This is a genomic window from Flavobacterium sp. FG68 (genome assembly GCF_057808895.1).
The window spans coordinates 57981-77611 of record NZ_JBMDIY010000017.1; the positions used below are offsets into that span (position 1 = coordinate 57981).

The following is a 19631-nucleotide window of genomic DNA, read 5'->3' on the forward strand; positions in this document are numbered from 1 at the left end:
GAATTTAATTTATAAAGTATCATTTTGAGATTGAAGTCGAAAATATATATTCCAATACTTCTATTAGTAATAGTAATTTTATTAGTGTTTTATCATAGGAGAGATGAATTAAAAATTAGAAATCAAAACCAGAATACTTTTGATGCAGAATACTTTAATAAAATTTCAGGAACTGCAAAAGAGAAATATTTAGATTCGCTTGTCAATAATTTAAAGCATCTAAAAAATGACTCAGTTGTTAGAAATTTATATTTAAAAGCAGGAGAGGAATATTATTATTTAAATAATATAAAAAAATCACATTCCTCAAGCGTAACAGCTTTGAAATTATCAAGAGAAGAAAACGATAGTTCCAGAATTGCAAAATCCCTTTATTTTATAGGCGACTGCTATGAAAGTTCCCAAAAAGACAGTGCCTACTATTATTATCTGCAGGCTCAAAAAATTTATTTAAAAATTCACGACTACGACAAGTTAGGGCAAATGTATTTTAATAAAGCCTATGTTCTTTTTTATGATGGAAATTATGTAGAATGTGAGGTAGAATTAACCAAAGGTCTTGAATACTTAAAAGATTCAGATAATATAAAATTGCTTTATTCCTGTAATACCTTAATGGGGAATTGTTTAGAAAAGCTGTTTATGTACGATCAGGCTTTAAAATATCATCAACTGGCGTTGAGAAATTTAAAAGCAATGAAAAAAAATAATACAGATAGTGATGAAGTGAATAATTTCAATATTTCATCTGTAATTAATATTTGTAATTTATATGATTTAAAAGGCGATTATTCTAAATCAATTAAAGAATTAAAGCCTTTGCTGACTAAACATTTAAGAAAGAACTGGCCTCGGTTTTATGCTATTGTTTTGTCTAACCTGGCTTATTCTAAAATGAAAAATAAAGAATATAAAAATGTTGAATCAATGTTTTTAGAGTCTTTAAAAATTGTTGACAGCTTAGGGTATACTTCTGACGTCATGTATAAAAAAATTCATTTAGGAGAATTTTACCTGACACAAAATGATTCTTTAAAATCCTTAAAAACTTTGCAGGAAGCTTATACCGTTTCTATCAAATTAAAAAATACCAACGAAACTTTAAACACATTAAAACTGCTAACCCGAATAGACAGCAGAAAGAGATTGTTTTATGCCAATCAATATATTGCTATAAGTGACAGCATTAACAGTATTCAAAGCAGAACCAAGAATAAATATGCCAGAATTGAATATGAAACTGTAAAGGTCGAAGATGAAAATAAGATTTTGACTAAAAAGAACTTTTATATTTTAATTTTTTCTTTTGCCTTGTTTTTAGTTCTATCGGCAATTTCGGTAGCTATTTATTTAAAGTATAAAAACAAAGAATTAAGATTTGTAAAGCAGCAGCAAAGTGACAGTGATGAAATCTACCAGCTTTTGAGCGAACAGCAAAATATAATTAACGCCGCCAAAGAAGAAGAAAAGAATAAAATTGCAAGAGAACTTCACGACGGTGTAATGAATAAGGTATATGGTGTAAGAATGAATTTAGGATTTTTTAATTCTAAATCAGACGAAAAAACGATAGAAAAAAGAAAGCAGTATATATTTGAATTGCAGAATATCGAAAATGAAATCAGAACCATTTCGCATGATTTAAATCAGGATTCTTTTTTAGAAAGTAATGATTTCAATACCCTTTTATCTAATTTAATTAAAAGTCAAAATGAGATTAGTAAAACGCAGTTTAATTATTTTGTAGATGAGAGATTTGAGTGGGAGCAGGTTCAGAATATTTATAAAATAAACTTTTACCGCATTATTCAGGAAGCGCTTCTAAATATTCAAAAATATGCTCAAGCCTCAAAGGTTGATGTTAAAATAGATTTAATTGATAAAGATGTTTTGCAGTTATCCATTATAGATGACGGTGTTGGCTTTGATATCAATACCGTAAAAAGAGGAATTGGCTTATCTAATATAAAAGAGAGAACCAACTCTTTAAAAGGAAACTTCGAAGTAAAATCTAAACCGGGCGAAGGCACTGAAATCATTGTAACTTTTGCTATTTAATTGAAAAATAGAGAGATAGAAATGAATCTTATTTTGTTGTTCTTCAGACTTTTAGATGTCTTTTTTTGATTTAATGCAGACTAATTTTGCTTTGTTAATTTGATTAAAGCAAATTAATGAAATTTTAGACTTTGCATTAAATTAAAAATATTTGTCATGAAAATATGCAGCTTAATCTTTTTATTTTTTACAATTAGTTTTTTTGGAAATCCTGTAGAAATTAAAAATGATACTCCGCCGTTGAGTCCGGAAATGGAAAGACTTAATACTGAGCTTTTGGATGTGAAAGCGATGATTAAAAAAAATGCGGCTTACAATACAAAAATAGCCTTCTTTATTGATATGAGAATTAAATCGGGTAAAAACAGGTTCTTTGTTTACGATTTAGAAAAAGATGAAATTGTAGACCAGGGTCTTGTAGCAAACGGTTTTGGTTCCGAAACGACAACCAGAGGGGAATTAAAATTTAGTAATGAACCCAATTCAAAATGTACATCTCTAGGAAAATATATTGTTGGTAAATCCTATAGAGGAATGTTTGGAAAATCTTATAAATTATCTGGTTTAGACGAAACAAACAGCAACGCAGCAAAAAGAGCCATTGTGCTGCATTCCTATTCAGCAGTTCCTAATGAAGAACAAGACTATTATATAGCAAACAGTCATGGCTGTCCAATGGTTAGCGAAGCTTTTTTTAAAAAATTAGAAAAGATAATAGACAACTCTAAACCTAATATTATTTTACATATTTATTATTAATTAAAACATATTTAAATGGTTGAAAATTAGTCCGAATACGATTATATATTCAAAAGAGACAGCTTAAGACAGCTGTCTCTTTTTTTGTTTATTATCATCTAAATTTTAACAGAATTTCATATTGTTTTTATTTGATTATTTGTTTTTAACATAATATGTTAAATTTTTTCTTTCTTCCGTTTTAGTAATTCTTTTCCCAACATCCAAATTTAATCCTCATGCAAAATAACTTATTGAGTGGCTTAAAAGAGCACGAAAACAAATTACTAACCATATGGTCTCAACTTCTAATCGATGGTGGATCTGATGACGGAGCAGTAGAAGAAGAAGAGTCAAAAGAATTTGCTTCTCTGTTTTTAAAAGCTGCCGCTGCTGCTGAAGGTAAAATTCAGGATTCTCAGGAATTTGAAAAAGTCGAGGATCTTATAGTTGGAATAGCTTCATCACGAGGAAAACGTGGGTTTTCGCCAAGAGAAAATGCGCAATATTTAATCACATTCAAAGAAGCAGCTTCTAAAATACTATCTGAATTAATAAAAGACCCGGAACAGCTTTTTGATGCAAACCTGCAGCTAAATGCAGCTTTGGATAATATGACTATTTTGACTTTTGAAGCTTTTATGCGAGGAAGAGAAGATATAATATCCAGACAAGTGGATGAAATCAGTGAAATTTCAACTCCGGTTATCACCGTTTGGGAAGGTGTAGTTGCCCTGCCTATTATCGGAACTTTAGACAGTTCGAGAACGCAGATTGTAATGGAAAATTTACTGCAGCAAATTGTAGATACAGGAAGCTCTATTGCTATTCTTGATATTTCGGGTGTTCCGGCGGTAGATTCTCTGGTGGCGCAGCATCTTATTAAAACTGTAAGTGCAACCCGATTAATGGGAGCTGAATGTATCATAAGCGGTATCCGTCCGGAAATTGCTCAGACAGTAGTACATTTAGGAATTGATCTTACAGGAATTATTACTAAAGCATCGCTTGCAAGTGCACTTAAAACGGCATTTGATATGTTGCAGCTTTCAGTTGTTAAAAGAAAAATAGTTTAAGATTTTATAAATTGATATGGAAAGAATTCCTATACTTAAAATGGGAGATTTTCTGCTTGTTACCATACAAGTAGATTTGTACGATCAACTTGCAGAAAATCTTGAATCAGACTTAATAAACACCATTAGTAAACATAGTTCAAAAGGTGTATTGATAGATATATCGGCGGTTTCTATTATCGATTCATTTATGGGTCGAATATTAGGAAACATAGCTGTAATGTCTAAAATAATGGATGCACAAACAGTCGTTGTAGGAATGCAGCCGGCTGTAGCTATTACACTGGTAGAATTAGGATTATCTTTAAACGGAGTTATAAGTGCCCTTAATGTTGAGAAGGGCATGGATCTACTGCGCTCGAAAATGCAAATAAGCGATAATGAAGAGCAGGATTATGACGACGATATCGAATAGTAAAGAAGAAGCACTTATCGTAAAAGAACAAGATGTAGTACCATTACGCAACCGGGTAAAAGAGTATGGCGTAAAAATTGGTATGAGCATTTTAAATCAAACTAAATTAATTACGGCAACCAGCGAACTTGTTCGTAACCTCCTTAAATATGGCGGCGGCGGTAAAGTCATTATAGAGTCGGTCAGTAATGGCCGTGACAATGGCGTACGCGTTACTTTTATTGATAATGGCCCCGGAATAGCCAATGTAGAACTGGCTATGAAAGACGGATACAGTACCGGTAAAAGCTTAGGCTTAGGATTACCGGGTACTAAAAGGCTTGTCAATGAGTTTGATATTAAAACAGAATTAGGAAACGGTACCACCGTAACTATAACAAAATGGAAAAATGGATAATACTTTTTCCACTTACAAGATAGACGATCGAAGTCTGATTGCTTTTATAAAAAGAGAAATACATAACCTGGCGCTTCAATTAGGATTTACGCCGCACAGAGCAGGAGAAACGGATATAATTGTAGCAGAATTAACTTCCAATCTTATTAAATATGCAAATGGCGGTGAATTGCTGTACAGGGCTAATATAGAGGAAGGGCAAAACGAAATTGAAATTTATTGCCTTGATAAGGGAATAGGATTTGAAAATGTGTCAAAAATAATGAATGACGGTTATTCGTCATCCAATACATTGGGACATGGTTTGGGCTCGATCAAAAGACTGAGCAACGATTTTCAAATTTATTCCATGAAAAACTGGGGTTGTGTACAGTACGTGAAAATTTGCGAAAAGCCGGATTTTCGTTTGTCTGATATACAAAAAGGTTTATACCATAAAGCCATAGCTTTAAATTATCCCGGTGAAAAAGTCTGCGGTGATGGTTATCATATTAAAAATCTTAAAAAAGGTTTTCAAATATTTGTAGGTGATGGTTTAGGTCACGGTGTAAATGCTCATGAAGCCGTGCAGCTTGCTGTTAAAGCATTCAAACAGTCGGTAGAATCTGATCCTGCGGAAATCCTAAGGGATATCCATTCAAAAGTAAAAAAAAGCCGAGGACTTGTTGCTACAGTAGCCACAGTAGATTATAGTTTAGAAACCTGGAATATTTGCGGTATTGGCAATATCAATACGCGAATTTACGACGGATTAGAAAACAAAACTTATACGCCTTATAATGGAATTATTGGACACAATATTCCGCGTACATTAAACAATTCGGTTGTTCCTTACAAAAAGCACCAAATTATTATCATGCATAGTGACGGACTGAGAACAAGATGGAATCTTAGCGATATGAATTCTATATTTAAACAAAGTCCAGGAATTATTGCATCAGCATTGCTTAAGGAAAATATTAGAGGTACAGATGATGCCACAATTCTTGTTGGTAAAATAATTTAGTTATGAAGGAAATCATAAAAATAAATCTGGATAACGAAATGGACTTAATACTGGCCCACAAACGCTGCATGAAAATTGCCGAAATGTGCGGTATGCCATCATCTTTCCAGACAAGATTTTCGACAGCAGTATCCGAAATAGCAAGATGCTCGATTGCAAAAGGTAAAAATTCTTTGCTTGTTTTGGGAATTAATGTTATTAAAGCAACTCAAAAAGAAATTATCGCAATCATTACAGATACTGTAGATTTAAAAAACTGCAATCCTGAAGCTTTTAATTATGCATCGAAAATTTCCGGAAATATAGAATACAGTTATTTAAACAATCAGTCTACAACGAGAATAAGCCAGCCGGTTGCTTCTCCGGGACTTCTTTCAGAAACTAAAATAAAGGGATTTATCGATTATTTTAAATACGAACCTCCTTTATCGCCTTACGATGAAATCAGAAAGAAAAATATTGAACTCATTGCGCTTTCAGAAAAACTGGCAGAAAGTGAAAACAAATACAAACAGCTCGCCAACACAATTCCTATTTTAATTTGTGTAATAAATGAGCGTAATAATGTTCTTTTAACCAATGAGTCATTAGAGCATTATCTGGAAGTTCCAATTCTCGCCTTCGACAAGAAAAACCTAAGTAATTTTATTCATCCTGATGATATTGACGGAATATTGGAAGGCTGGAAAATAGCAAAATCAAAGCGTTCTGAATTTTTAGGGGAAACCCGAATTAAATATGGTTTAAGTTATATCTGGCATTTAATTTCGATTATGCCAAACAAGGCAGAAGACGGGACTTTTAACAGCTGGCTAGTTTATTTTGTAGACATCAATGCTCAAAAAATGGTCGTAGAAACGCTGAAAGATAATACAGAATTAAAAGTAATTCAACGTGAGTTAGAAAGTGCCAACTTAAAACTGGTTTTTAAAAATAAAGAATTAGAGCAGTTTGCCTATATTGCCAGCCACGATCTTCAGGAACCACTTCGTAAAATCATGATTATGCTTTCGCGCGCCGGGGAACATTTAAGTGAAGACCAAAGGAAATTATATTATTTTGATCGAATAACGATGGCGGCAGGAAGACTCTCTAACCTGATTACTGATGTTCTCAATTATTCGAGAATAGACAATAAAAAACAAATATTTGAAGAAGTTGACCTTAACCAAACCCTTTCGGAAATATTAGGAGATTTAAGTCTGGTTATTGAGGAAAAAAATACTATAATTGATATTAAGTCTTTGCCGACAGTTTTAGGACTTGATACACAACTTCGCCAGTTATTTTATAATTTGGTCAACAATGCTCTTAAATTTAATACTGCTGTGCCTGTAGTAACTATTTCGGCATCAAATATTAATGAAGATAACAAAGTGTCTTCACCAGAAAATTATCATATAATTTCAATTGCTGATAACGGAATCGGAATGGACAGTCAATATTCTGGACGTATATTTGATATGTTTCAAAGATTACACGAACGCGATCAATATGGAGGAAATGGGATAGGACTAGCTTTGTGCCGCCGAATTATTGAAAACCATAACGGAGTAATCAATTTTACCAGTAAACCCGGAGAAGGAACAATCTTTTGGATTTATCTTCCCAAAAAATAAATAATAAAAAAAGGCAATCAACAGATTGCCTTTTTTATTATTATAAAGAAAATTAATTATCCGTGAGCTGCAACTGAAACATCAGCCCATTCTTCCCATGTTTTTAATTTTTGTTCGTAGGTTTGTTTAGCAAATGGTAAAGCTATTTTTCCTAAAAATAAACGTAAAGGAGGATTTTCTGCTTCAACTAATTTAACGATTGCAGGAACTGTCGCGCTAACTTGTCCAAATGTATCGGGATCGTGTCCGTCTGCAAGTGCTTTTTTGATTCCGTCGTAAGCAGGAATACTTTCGCTGTGGAATCCGTTACCCCAAATATCAGTAAAGTAACCATTTGGCTCTACTAATGAAACATTGATTCCGAATTGTTTTACTTCAGATGCCAAAGTTTCACTTAAACCCTCAACAGCAAATTTTGAAGCATTATAAAGTCCGATAACCGGTAAAGTTGCGATTCCTAAAATAGAAGAAACCTGAATAATATGTCCGCTTTTTTGGTTTCTCATAATTGGTAAAACAGCTTGTGTTAACCATAAAGTTCCAAAGAAATTAGTTTCGAATTGTGCTCTCGCTTCCGCTTCACTTGCTTCTTCAACAGCACCGTTTAAAGCGTAACCTGCATTATTGATCAAAATGTCAATTGTCCCGAAATGATTTTTTACTTTTTCAACTATTGCAAATGAATCTTCACGTTTATTTACGTCAAGTTTTAATGGTAAAATTGCGTCTCCGTATTTTGCTTTTAAATCGTTTAATGTATCGATATTTCTCGCTGTTGCAGCTACTTTATATCCTTTTTCTAAAAATGCTTCTGTCCAGGCTTTTCCAAATCCTTTTGATGCTCCTGAAATTAAAATTGTTTTTGACATGATTTCTTAAATTGTTAAATGTGAATTGTTAATTGTGAATGATCTTATTTTAATTGGTATTATATTTTTGTTGATATTGTTATTTATAAATATGACTGATCGGTCATATTTTTAATAAAAAAAATTAGATGCTGTTTTGGTCTATTAAATTTTTTAAGGTTTTAACAATGATTTCCATTTTATCATTGTTTCCGGACATTCTTGACATTAAATGTCCGCCTTCGAGCATTGCAAACATTACAGTTGCAAAATCTCCAGGTTTTAAATCAGTTTTAAATTCTCCGTTTGCTATTCCTTTTTCTACTAATCCAGAAAGCAATATTTGACCGGAACGAATAACAGTATTTACCTTTTCTTTTACTATTGGGTTTGTATCATCAGCTTCTGTTCCAAAATTCAAAAGAGGACAGCCTCCAAAAACCGGTGGCTGCAACGGATTACTAAAAAAGTCTATATATGCAAACAACTGTTCTTTTGAAGTTTTGTATTTACTTATTGCTGTTTGAATTTTTGTGTTAAGCATTTTAATATTATGATCAACAGCCGCACAAGCTAAAACTTCCTTATTTTCAAAATGTACATACATGCTTCCTTTAGACAATTTGGTGGCTTCCATAATATCGCTCATAGAAGTAGCTGCAATTCCTTTTGTATTAAAAATAGGAGCGGCTTTTTCTATAATAAATTGTCTGGTTTCTTCACCTTTTGCCATGATAGCTTTTATTTAACGGTACAAATATATGACCGATTGGTCATATTTACAAACAAAAAGAAGATTATTTTTTAAAAAATTTCAAAATGTGCCTGTTTATGAGGGATTCGTAAGGGCTATAATTAATTTTTTGTGTTCAGGATATTGTGCAATTAAGGTATCTCGATCTCCTAAAAAGTAATTATCAGGATTAAAAGGAGGCGCCATTGATACGCCCATAAGGCTCCAGGAATCTTTACTTTTAATTCTGGAACCAATCCATGTTCCGCCCGGAATTACTTTCATTGGTTTTCCGCCTTTAGCAATATCATTACTAAAAATACAGATTTCAGATTTTGGCGTATGACCTTCCGGATATAATAAAAGCATTTCAACAGGCTTTCCGGCATAAAAATGATACAGCATATCTCCTGTAACTTTATGCATAATAGAGCAGCGGGAATTATCCAGAAAATAATAGATCGCGCTGCAAGGAGTATTTTCGGCAGGCGGAATAGGGTAAGTATTGGCAAAATAACCACCTTCGGTACTGTTTAACTGCAAATTAAGAAGTCTAATTATTTCAGATGCTGGTGACATAATGTTAATGTTTAATTGGTTTGTTAGAAATAGTAAATCCCCGAAGATTTATACTAAAACTTCGAGGATTTGGGGTTAGTAAGCCTTATACTCTGGTTCGGTTGATCGGGCTGATATCTGTTAATTCTTTTGTTGGATTAAATGGCGAACCAACGCTTTGCTGAAAATTAAAATAGTTGTTTGGATCTACTTTCTTTTTAATTTCTAAAAGGCGTTTGTAATTGCTTCCGTAATATTGTTCGGTCCAGTTGTGCTGTAAAGGATCAATGTAGTTTACATAAGCTCCCGTAGCATTTCCGGCATCAGATAATCTTTCGAAAAATTCATACGCCCATTCTACATTTTTCAATGTATCTCCAGGTTTATCTAAATCCCAGATTGCTTTAACTTCCGGAATAAAACGGCTGTTCCTGTGTACGTATGCTGTAGCATCTGAGGCTACATTTTCGATTGCACCTCCGGCATGTGTCCAAACGGCAAAACTTTCCGCAGACGGAGCTTTACTCATAGATTCTATAATAACCTTTGCCACTTTATTATTCATTCCGCCTTCTGGAAGAACCGTAGAACGGATGTAAGAACTTCTTCCGGCAACTCTTGTCGTGTAACCGTTATAAAATTCCCAGTCAGGAAGCGTCATATTAAACAAATCGGCATTAATTGGTTTTAGTTTTAAAAGTCCCTGAAGATGTTCAATTCCTTCGGCACCGTCACCATTAAAAACCGGAGTTAAACCCAGCACTTTTACATTGGTCACTTTGTCGATTAGGTCTTTTTGATTTCCCATAAAACCATAAACGGCCATTGCGTCTGGAACATCTTCAACCCATTCGTTGTAATAACCTAAAACATCTTCGGCCATTTCTAACGGATATCGAATTTGCCCCACTAACATTTTTTTGCTTAAAGGTTTACGAACTCTCATTTCCATTTCGACTACAATTCCAAAGTTTCCGCCACCGCCGCCAGAACAAGCCCAGAAAAGATCAATATCTTCTGCAGATGTGCTGTGTAGACCAATATGACGTAGTTCTCCGTCTGGAGTAACAATTTTTAAACTTTCAAGATTATCAATGCTCATTCCGTAGGAACGTGAAACAAAACTATAACCACCGCCAAGCATAAATCCCGGAGGTGCAACAGTAGGGCAGCCGCCGCCTACAGGAATTAATCCTGTATTAGTTAACTGCATGAACTTGTAAACATCGTACCATATTACACCCATTTCTGCCGTAACGGTTTCTTTTTTAGGATCGAATGTAATTCTGTTTAAATTTTTCATTGCAATTACAACACCGCCTTCGTTCAGGCAGTAACCGGCAGCACTGTGTCCGCCGCCTTTTATGGAAAAAGGAAGATCGTTTGTAATGGCAAATTTTAATCCGAGTCTCACATCTTCAACTACGGCCGGAAAAATGATTAAACGCGGTCTGAACTGAATTCGGCCGTTATCAATTTTTATAACATCTTCATATTCTGAATCGCCGGGCTGAAGCACATAACCACTCAGTTCACGAACTAATTCCTGAATTGCTGTTTCTATCATGATTTTTGGTTTTTGGGGTTAATTTTTTATCTGGTAAGCGAATACACTTTTGACTGGTATTTTATATAAGAATCAAAAATGTACGTGTTGTCAATCATTCCGGCAGTTGCAGGAAAAAAATCTTCGTGCTTTTTGCTTGTCAGATAATCATCGTACGCTTTTTTACTTTCGTAGATAATTGAAACCGCAACATCAAAATTTCTAACAGAAACATTTCGTTTAATATCCGTTAATCCGCCAGTTGAAAACTGCTGAATTCCCGGATGTCCTGATAAATATTCTACACAGATATCCGTAAATTTTTTAATGTTTTCCGGAGATTTATCTTTTAGAGAAAAATACAAGTCATGAAACATACTTTGCGGATAGTTTCCATCGGCACCAATAGTTTGCGGTTCTGAGGAATTTCCACCAATAATAAGATTGGTTACATAATAATCCATAACACGTCTTGTTGTGCCCGGAACCCATCTGTTTACGTCAATTACGAATTGATTGTGTGCAGAATCATTTCCGTTATACACATTAAAAGCATCTTCGTTTGCAAAAAGCTGATGCATGGCAATGTCATAATTAAGATCATTTTCAGGACGAATCATATCATCAGCCCTTACGCCAATCCAGAATGAAATCATTCCCACAGATTCAGAAAGATATTGTCTGGCTTCCGCCATATAAGCCTCTACAATGCCTTGAGTATTACTTGTACCCAAGTTGAAGTACGTGCTGTGCATCAACATAGGTGCGTTATTTGAATTTTCCATTTGAATTTCTTTTAAATGTTTTTAATTGATTTTCTTCAGAAATTATTATTGCTGAAGGCGAAGTGTTGCTACTGAAATATGAGGCCATTTAATTTCGACAACGCTTCCATCTGGGGCAAAAACGGGGAAATCAAGGATTACGGTTTGTGTATACTGCAATTGAAGGAACTCTGAACCGTCTGGATTTTCAACAGTTTCTATCCAAAAAATTGCAGAAAGACTGTTTGCATTGGCATTTACATTTACAAACGGAATGTTTGTAATCCCGCCAACCGGAGCAGTTGCGCCCGGAGTTGCAACGCCATCAATAGGGTTTGCATCTAAAAAGATTACAACGGTTTTAGTAATGTTTTGTCCTTTAATGGCATTTTCCAAAAGAATATTCGGGTTCATAATTACTTCTTTTGCAATTCCCGGAGGCGGAACAGCATTTACCAATTGTGATAAATAAGTTTCGCTTGTGTCATTTACTCTTTTTCCGTTTACAATAAAAAATGGAGTAGGATCTGCTACTTCAAATTGTGGCGGCCCGTTTACGGTAAAAAAAGTTCCTTGTGCTAAAATTGAATCTCCGTGCGGAATTGAACCTAATCTGGCGATACTTGGCTGTACCGCCGGATCAGTACCACTTGGAAGATTTAAGAATAATCCCGTTTCTAAATGAATTCCGTTTTGACCGCTTGGCAGGTTAACATCATCTACCTGCTGTAAATAATGCAGCCCCTGAAAAGCGATATCAGATTGTGCATTTCCACGGTTGATAATATCACCTCCAATTGAATTGAAAGTAAAAGTTTCTGCTGTTGAATTTAATATGATTTTAAATTTATCAGCCGGAGGCGGACCCGGTTTTGCCTGATTCATATTTGGAACTTCAATGATATTGAATCCCGGACCAACCCAAGTTCCAACTAATGAATTTAATACACCAAGATCAGCTGATGGAATTTCTACAGCTTCGGCTTTAAATTTTGACTTAAGTCCCTTATTGACTGTTTTTGTTTCTAGCTTTTCTAAACCCGACAGATTCAGGTTTGCTAACGGATTGTTGTTTTGTTGTGATGCCATTTTATTTTTTTGAATTGATTTTGTTTTTACTAGGGTATAAAATTGTTTTGAGGGTTTAAAGTGCTTTTCGGCTAAATCCCTGAATCTGAAATAGTACTTCAGTGGTCATGAAAACATTTGGCGGCGTGCTGAAATCGCTTAGAAATAAATCGCCGTAAGTTTTTACAAATTCAGTAAATATGGGACCGTTTACATGTTTAAAAAACGCATCCTGATTTTCATAAACTTCCCAAAAAATAACCTGACCCTGTGGCGGAGTCGGTAGGCTTTTTTGGTTGAAATCCGGAACGTGAACCATATACAATAAAGTTTCCGGTTCGTTTTCCTGAACATCTTTTGCCAGTTGAATTAAAGCTGTTTTTGCTTTTTCTTCATTTCCGGGCAAAATGGTCCATTTTGCTTCAAGTGGGTAATACATAGTTTTTTGAATTATGAGTTATTAGTTATGAATTATGAGTTATAGCCATTGTCATTGCAATAGCAATTAAAATTGCCATTTCCATTGAAATTGCCATTTTACACTTCTACATATTCAAATGTTGGCCCTGCGCATTCGCCATTTTCAAGCGGAATGTTTAGTAATTCCAGCGCTTTGTATTTAAGTTCATACATCACTGTAATTCCTTTAATAAGAAGTTCAGGTTCACCGCTCACTGCATCGTTAATCCCGTTTAGGAGCTGTACATATACTTTATTGAAGTCTTTTGCTTTTTCCAGTAATTCAGGATTTTTTTCATAATCTTTCATTTTTGGATTTGCTTTCATATTATAAACAGATGACCAGCTTACCGTAAAAGGTTTTCCTGTTGGTATACTTTTTACAGGCATTTGAAAATTGGTATCATTCGCGCTGTACATTCTTCCAAAACAGATTTCCTGAAATTTGAAATAATGTGCGTATTCAATATCTTCTCCAAATAAAACCTGCTCAGTTGCAATAGTTCCGTCGATACCTTCACCTTGACCTACGATTTCTCCAATCGCTTCTTCGGCATCTTCATACCTTACAACTTTTGTGATTTTACCACCGCTTCCATAATAATGTTCGGCAGTAATTTGACGGCTTGGATCTCCAATGAAAATTCCATTCTTTGTTGTTTTCTTTGCTTCTTCATTTAAACGAAGCAAACCATAACGAATCGCTTCATAAAATTGCCCGATGCTATCAAAATGACCCGTAATAGGCGCTTTTGGATCAGAAGGTCTTTCGATTGTAGAAAATTCATCTAATGCTTCTCTGGAGAATTTTAAAAGATGAACTTCAAACGGAGGCGAACCTTTCGGGACTTCCGGAACAATGCCGCCCGGAAGCGGAGTAGGGTAGTTTGGAATAATCTCTTTTACGTTAAAAAGTTTATCACCTTTTTTAATTGTTTTTGGATCTGTAATAGCGTTCAAAATGTTGGATACCAAAACCATGTGCAGCATTTCTTCAACCACGACACTTCTAATAAGTGCTGCTGCCTCTACATTGCTTCCTTCTTTAATCGTGTAAAGCCCGCATAAATAAGGCGGAATCGTTGAAAGCTCCAATTTTAAAGCGGTTCTAAGACAATCCTGAAGATGTTTAAGATCTTTGATGTAATTTTTTACATCTCTTTTAGACATTTTCAACGACATTCCTTTTGCACTTTTAGCTGTTATTGCCGGTGCAACACTGAGTTCATTATCAGCAATAAAGGCATTATCTGTCGCAACTGAATAAACCTCTTCGTTAATATCCAGATCAGCAATTGGTTTAATTAGCTTTTGACGATTTGGATTGTTTTTTTGAAATAATTTATTTTCCATAATAGTTATTGTTCAAGTTGTTGAAGGATAGCTTCTGCCGCTTTAAAAGTCAGGGCAGACATAGTTAGAGTTGGGTTTGATGTTCCTAGAGTCGGCATATTTCCACAGCCTACTAAGTACAAGTTTTCGTGATCCCACGTACGCATATTGGCATCGACTACAGAATCTTCTTTAGAGAATCCCATTCTGTGTGTTCCTACAATGTGTCCTGCGCCAGCAAAAGTGTAGCCTTTGCCTCTGTAAGTCACATAATCAGCATCCGAAGCCGGATTGTAAGATGTAAAATCTTCAATATCACATTGGCAGAACAATTGCTCAGAAACAATTCCTGATGCTTCAAAAGCTTTTAGCATGTATTCTGTTGCTTTATAATGAATTACAGGTCTGTAATTGCCAATGTTATCTTTGTATTGAGGATCAATTGTTACACGATTATCAGGATCTGGAGCCTGTTCGCATTCAAAGTGTGTAAAGAATTGTCTTGTAACCAGATTTTCGATTTTTGCACGAAGCTCTTTACCAATAATGCCTTCATTTACAGCATTAATAACATCTGTTGCAGGTGAACCAGTTGGCCATGCCCAGCCCCAGTTGTCTAACGGTAAAATCCATGCAGCGTGATTTTTACGAAATTCTCCATCTCTAAAAGTTGGAATGTTAGAAGTAGAACCCGGACCACGATACGGATAAATAGGATCTTTTGATAATCCCCATCTTAAAACCGTCATGTGATCCATTAAATTACGTCCCACCTGGTCACTGCTGTTTGCTGCTCCTGATGCTAATAATAATTTAGCATTTTCAATTGCGCTGCAGGCCATTACATATAAAGTTCCTTTTGCAGTATGTGTTTCATATTCTGATGAACTTCCTTTGATATACGTTTTGTATTCAACACCGTTAATCCAGTTTGAAGTTTCGTTGATTAACAATCTTGAAGCAACAGCTTGTGTTTTTACGACAAGATTTCCCATGTCGCATTTTCTGAATGTTTTTAAGGCGTTGTATTTTGCCTGAACCGGACAAATAGGTACACAGCTTGCATTTCCTTCGCAGCGCTGACCTGTATATTGATCCCAGTTTGAACCAACCGGATCATATTCTCCAGGTTCAATTTTGATGATATCTAATTTTTTTGAACCTGGATTCCATTCTACTCCGCCAATATTGTAATCAAGATTAGGGATTGAATTTCTTCCTTGTGGCGTACTGATACAAGTTAATTTATAGTCTTTACCATTAAGTTTAATGTTATTGTTTTTATCAATAACTTTTTTCATTACGCCGTCAAGGTAACTCGTTGGAATACCTTTCATTGGAAACACATAATCTTTACCAAAAATGTTTTTTTGTTCGATAGGATAATGCTGATCATCTACATTTCCAGAAACACCAATTTCGTTTTCGGCCATTTGATAATAACGGGACATATCATCATACTTAATTGGCCAGTCTACACCAACACCATATTTAGATTTCATTACAAAATCATTTGGCAGCATTCTAAGCGTAGTTCCAAGCCAGTGCAGCGTTGTTCCGCCCGGCGCTCTTGTATTATCACTTGCAAAAGGAAGCGGTCCCATTTGTACCAAATATCCTTTTGTTGAAGGTCTGTCTTTCGGGATTTTCTGAATATCAAGAACATCAATTGAAGGGGCATCTTTTATATTCGGATAAGGCGAATTAGGAACTTTTGCAGAAGCATTATAAAACGTATTAAGATAATCCTGATAGTTTTTATAATTAGCATCCTGATCCATTGCTATCCCTGCAGAAAGACCTGCTTCTAGCATTAAGACTTTCTTACCTGCATTGGTAAGAACCTTTGCTATTATTGATCCGGCAATACCAGAACCAACAATAACTACATCATAATTATTTTCCATTTGATTACCTTTTTGTTATGAATTTTTTACTGTAAGCGGACGTTCTGCCCATGAGCCGTAACCAGGTTGTTTTGCTCCCGGCGGATGTGTATGCGCAGCGTTCCACATAAGTCCCTGAATGTAAGAAGCTGATGATACTACATCGTTGCCCCAATTTCCGGTATACCAAAGGATAATGATGTTTTTTGCCAATCCATTATAAGCTGATGCAGCCATAAATTGTGAAGCTAAAGCAGCTTCAATGTTTTTTTTGGATTTGTCATTTAACAGCACATGCACATCAAGAAAGAAATAATCGATGTCTTGTTTGTCTGTGTTTTTCTGGATCGTGTTGTAGTAGGTTTCTAGCATTCCAGTTGCTTTGAGTTCAGTTTTACTGAAACCGGTTAGAAGCGCCGAAACCTCTAAAAAGAGTTTTGTGTGGGAATTAGGTTCCATGGTGTTAGTTTTTTGGGAATTAAAGGGTTAAACATTTTTTGTTAATTGGTTTTTGATGTAACATGTTTAAGTCCAATATGCTAACGTTGTACCTTGAGTATAGATGCGATGATACATCCAGAAGTAAAGTCAAGCTTATACAATTGGCTGTTTCCGCAAGTTTTGAAGCGCAAGTATTAGTAGCGTTACTTTGCTTCGACACAGTAGTATTAGTTTTGATATTGAGCCTTGTTTTTTCTACTAAAATTACTGGAGATATAAAAAGGCTATTGATAAATTGACACAGGAGTAAGATTTTATGTCACAAAAGAGATAATTTTTGGTACTAAAACTTTTATAATGTTAGATAAGTTGTTAAAAGTTTAAAATATTAATATTAGTTTAAAGACTATAACATATTGAAATTGAGTTTCATATGCTGTTATAATTGTTATAGGCTGGGAAATGAGTTTTATTTGCTGTGTTATAAGGATAAAAAAGAGGCTCTCTCAAAAGTCAAGACAGCCTCTTTTATTTTAAATGTTCCTTGTTCTGTAGGAACATTTCATTGGTAGAAAAATTATATTTTGATGATGGATTACGTTCCGTAGGAACGTTTGATTTAGACATTGTTTTTTAATAATCTGACCTATCAAACGTTCCTACGGAACGCAAATATGGCTGATCTTTATTTTTTCTACCTACGAAACATTCCTAATGGAATGATAAAACAAAGTTTTGATTAAAAAAAGAGACTGTCTCAAAAGTCCAAACAGTCTCTTTTATTTTAAATGTTCCTTGTTCTGTAGGAACATTTCATTGGTAGAAAATTATATTGTTATAATGGTTTACGTTCCGTAGGAACGTCTGATTCACATTTTTTTAATAATGTGAATTATCAAACGTTCCTACGGAACGCAAATGTGGCTGACCTTTATTTTTTCTACCTACGAAACATTCCTATGGAATGATAAAACAAAGTTTAGATTAAAAAAAGAGACTGTTTCAAAAGTGGAAACAGCCTTTTTTATTTTAAATGTTTCCTTGTTCTGTAGGAACATTTCATTGGTAGAAAATTATATTGTTACAATGGTTTACGTTCCGTAGGAACGTTTGATTTTGACGTTATTTTTTAATAATCTGACCTGTCAAACGTTCCTATGGAACGTAAAATGCGACTCTAACTATTTTTCTACCAATGAAACATTTCTATGGAATGATAAATAGAATATCAAAAAATGACCAATTAAGTCACTAAAAACAAACAAAATATTTATAACAAAAGAGCTGCCTCGAATCTAGAGGCAGCTCTTTACTATTTGTGTATTTATTTATCCTAAAGAATAAAATCCAGATTAAAGTTTATTAGTTTTAGTGTCAACAATTTTACTTACTCTAAATACTAAAAAGATAGTAAGTAACATAATTCCAGAAGCAGTCATGGCCAGAATATCATAATGTTCTAACGGTGCATAACTGTCTTTTTGGTAAATAATTAATCCGGCAATTACAGCGCCAAAACCTCCGGCCATTTGCTGTAAAGACGAGTTAATACTCATAAACGCACCACGATCCTGCGGATCTGGAATGGCAGACGTTAAAGTCGTTGACGGAACCATTCTGCTCATAATTGTTGCCATCATAAAAACGTTGATAAGCAATACAATATAGAATGGAGTTGGGCCAAAATGAGAATAAATATTGATTAGAATCACAGCAGATACAGTAGCAAATGCAAAGATTTTAAATTTATTTACCCTGTCACTCAACTTACCAATAAAAGGCATTGTAATTAAAGTTGCAATTCCGGTAATCATGAATAATAAAGGTAACTGCTCATTAGTTACTTTAAGGTTGTTGATAGCAAACGCACTACCAAAAGGCATCATCATAAAACCTCCAATAGAAAGCAGGGCAGTAGCTAAAAAACCAACCTGATAGTTCTTTTTAGAAATCGTATGATACAAATGCATCAAGGCTGTTTTCTCTTGTTTTAAATGTAAATGCTCTGTAACAGGTTTTAATTTTACATATAAAATCATGGTGATAATAGCCGCCATTGCTGCGATCCATAAAAACGGAACGTGCCATCCCCAGGCATTTGCAATGTATAAACCAATTGGGATTCCAAGAACCTGACTCACGCCAAATCCCATTTGAATAAATCCCATTACTTTTCCTCTTTGCTTCAGGCTGAATAAATCAGCAACAATAGCAAGAGAGATTGAACCAATTACACCGCCAAATAATCCGGTGAAAACGCGCGCTGCAACCAACAGAAAAAAGTTAGGGGCAAGGGCACAAAATAAAGTTCCGATTGTAAATCCGATGTAAAAGAAAAGTAACAATTTTTTTCGGTCAAATTTATCTGCAAAACCAGCCGTCAGCAATCCGGAAATCCCGGCACTAAAAGCATAAGCAGAAACGGCAATACCAAATTGAGAAGCCGTAATATTTAAGGTTTTAATCATAATATCCCCAAGCGGCGACATTACCATAAAATCAAGCACAACCGTAAATTGTGTCATGGCTAAAAGAAATATAACCAGTTTTTGATAGCCATTAAAACCGGTTTCGATAGTTTGTTTTTCGTTCATATAATTATTGTAGTTCTTTGCAGTCAAAATTGTGAAAATTCAATAAGTCAATAATTTGAGCTGCGTTTAGTTTTTCGCTTATAATTCTCAATA

General features: G+C 34.6%; 18 protein-coding genes. 7 read left to right on the top strand and 11 right to left on the bottom strand.

What is annotated here, in order from left to right; all coding sequences use genetic code 11:
- Positions 1-30 precede the first annotated feature (30 nt).
- The 7 genes from ACODSB_RS12560 to ACODSB_RS12590 all read left to right on the top strand — a co-directional run bounded on the left by ACODSB_RS12560 (position 31) and on the right by ACODSB_RS12590 (position 7309).
- Positions 31-2058 (top strand): tetratricopeptide repeat-containing sensor histidine kinase, encoded by a 2028-nt coding sequence (locus tag ACODSB_RS12560; protein WP_488937305.1) that lies wholly within the window; start codon positions 31-33, stop codon positions 2056-2058.
- A 156-nt stretch (positions 2059-2214) separates the two neighbouring features.
- The gene (locus ACODSB_RS12565) at positions 2215-2817 is read left to right on the top strand and encodes a murein L,D-transpeptidase catalytic domain-containing protein (protein ID WP_488937306.1); all 603 of its coding nucleotides are present in this window, start codon (positions 2215-2217) and stop codon (positions 2815-2817) included.
- Positions 2818-3035: 218 nt separating this feature from the next.
- Entirely contained in the window at positions 3036-3872 is an 837-nt protein-coding gene (locus ACODSB_RS12570; protein ID WP_053472741.1) for an STAS domain-containing protein, read from the top strand.
- Between the two features lie 16 nt (positions 3873-3888).
- On the top strand, positions 3889-4287 hold the full coding sequence (locus tag ACODSB_RS12575) for an STAS domain-containing protein (protein ID WP_053472740.1): 399 nt from the start codon (positions 3889-3891) through the stop codon (positions 4285-4287).
- A complete protein-coding gene (locus tag ACODSB_RS12580) occupies positions 4268-4684 on the top strand; it encodes an anti-sigma regulatory factor (RefSeq protein ID WP_053472739.1) in 417 nt (138 codons plus the stop codon). Before ACODSB_RS12575 ends, ACODSB_RS12580 begins: the two co-directional genes overlap by 20 nt.
- Complete coding sequence (locus tag ACODSB_RS12585) at positions 4677-5690, top strand: SpoIIE family protein phosphatase (RefSeq protein ID WP_053472738.1); 1014 nt, start codon at positions 4677-4679, stop codon at positions 5688-5690. Before ACODSB_RS12580 ends, ACODSB_RS12585 begins: the two co-directional genes overlap by 8 nt.
- A 2-nt stretch (positions 5691-5692) precedes the next feature.
- Positions 5693-7309, top strand: a complete 1617-nt coding sequence (locus ACODSB_RS12590) for a sensor histidine kinase (RefSeq protein ID WP_488937307.1) — start codon at positions 5693-5695, stop codon at positions 7307-7309.
- Between the two features lie 56 nt (positions 7310-7365).
- Here the strand turns inward: ACODSB_RS12590 and ACODSB_RS12595 are convergent, their stop codons facing one another.
- The 11 genes from ACODSB_RS12595 to ACODSB_RS12645 all read right to left on the bottom strand — a co-directional run bounded on the left by ACODSB_RS12595 (position 7366) and on the right by ACODSB_RS12645 (position 19538).
- Positions 7366-8178: an SDR family NAD(P)-dependent oxidoreductase gene (locus tag ACODSB_RS12595; protein ID WP_180857549.1), complete on the bottom strand. Its 813-nt coding sequence runs from the start codon at positions 8176-8178 to the stop codon at positions 7366-7368.
- Between the two features lie 124 nt (positions 8179-8302).
- Positions 8303-8890: a TetR/AcrR family transcriptional regulator gene (locus ACODSB_RS12600; protein ID WP_488937308.1), complete on the bottom strand. Its 588-nt coding sequence runs from the start codon at positions 8888-8890 to the stop codon at positions 8303-8305.
- A gap of 96 nt (positions 8891-8986) precedes the next feature.
- On the bottom strand, positions 8987-9469 hold the full coding sequence (locus tag ACODSB_RS12605; protein WP_053472734.1) for a cupin domain-containing protein: 483 nt from the start codon (positions 9467-9469) through the stop codon (positions 8987-8989).
- 85 nt (positions 9470-9554) lie between these two features.
- On the bottom strand, positions 9555-11015 hold the full coding sequence (locus ACODSB_RS12610; protein WP_488937309.1) for an FAD-binding oxidoreductase: 1461 nt from the start codon (positions 11013-11015) through the stop codon (positions 9555-9557).
- A gap of 26 nt (positions 11016-11041) precedes the next feature.
- Positions 11042-11779 carry a Dabb family protein gene (locus tag ACODSB_RS12615; RefSeq protein WP_488937310.1) on the bottom strand — a complete coding sequence of 246 codons (738 nt, stop codon included), beginning with the start codon at positions 11777-11779 and terminating at the stop codon, positions 11042-11044.
- A gap of 45 nt (positions 11780-11824) precedes the next feature.
- Positions 11825-12847 (bottom strand): heme-binding protein, encoded by a 1023-nt coding sequence (locus ACODSB_RS12620; protein WP_180857546.1) that lies wholly within the window; start codon positions 12845-12847, stop codon positions 11825-11827.
- Positions 12848-12902: 55 nt separating this feature from the next.
- Positions 12903-13265, bottom strand: a complete 363-nt coding sequence (locus ACODSB_RS12625; RefSeq protein WP_053472730.1) for a putative quinol monooxygenase — start codon at positions 13263-13265, stop codon at positions 12903-12905.
- Positions 13266-13363: 98 nt separating this feature from the next.
- Complete coding sequence (locus ACODSB_RS12630; RefSeq protein WP_488937311.1) at positions 13364-14638, bottom strand: ferritin-like domain-containing protein; 1275 nt, start codon at positions 14636-14638, stop codon at positions 13364-13366.
- Between the two features lie 5 nt (positions 14639-14643).
- Positions 14644-16524: a GMC family oxidoreductase gene (locus ACODSB_RS12635; protein ID WP_488937312.1), complete on the bottom strand. Its 1881-nt coding sequence runs from the start codon at positions 16522-16524 to the stop codon at positions 14644-14646.
- Between the two features lie 15 nt (positions 16525-16539).
- Positions 16540-16962 (bottom strand): sugar dehydrogenase complex small subunit, encoded by a 423-nt coding sequence (locus ACODSB_RS12640; protein WP_053472727.1) that lies wholly within the window; start codon positions 16960-16962, stop codon positions 16540-16542.
- 1334 nt (positions 16963-18296) lie between these two features.
- On the bottom strand, positions 18297-19538 hold the full coding sequence (locus ACODSB_RS12645; protein WP_256635092.1) for an MFS transporter: 1242 nt from the start codon (positions 19536-19538) through the stop codon (positions 18297-18299).
- Positions 19539-19631 lie beyond the last annotated feature (93 nt).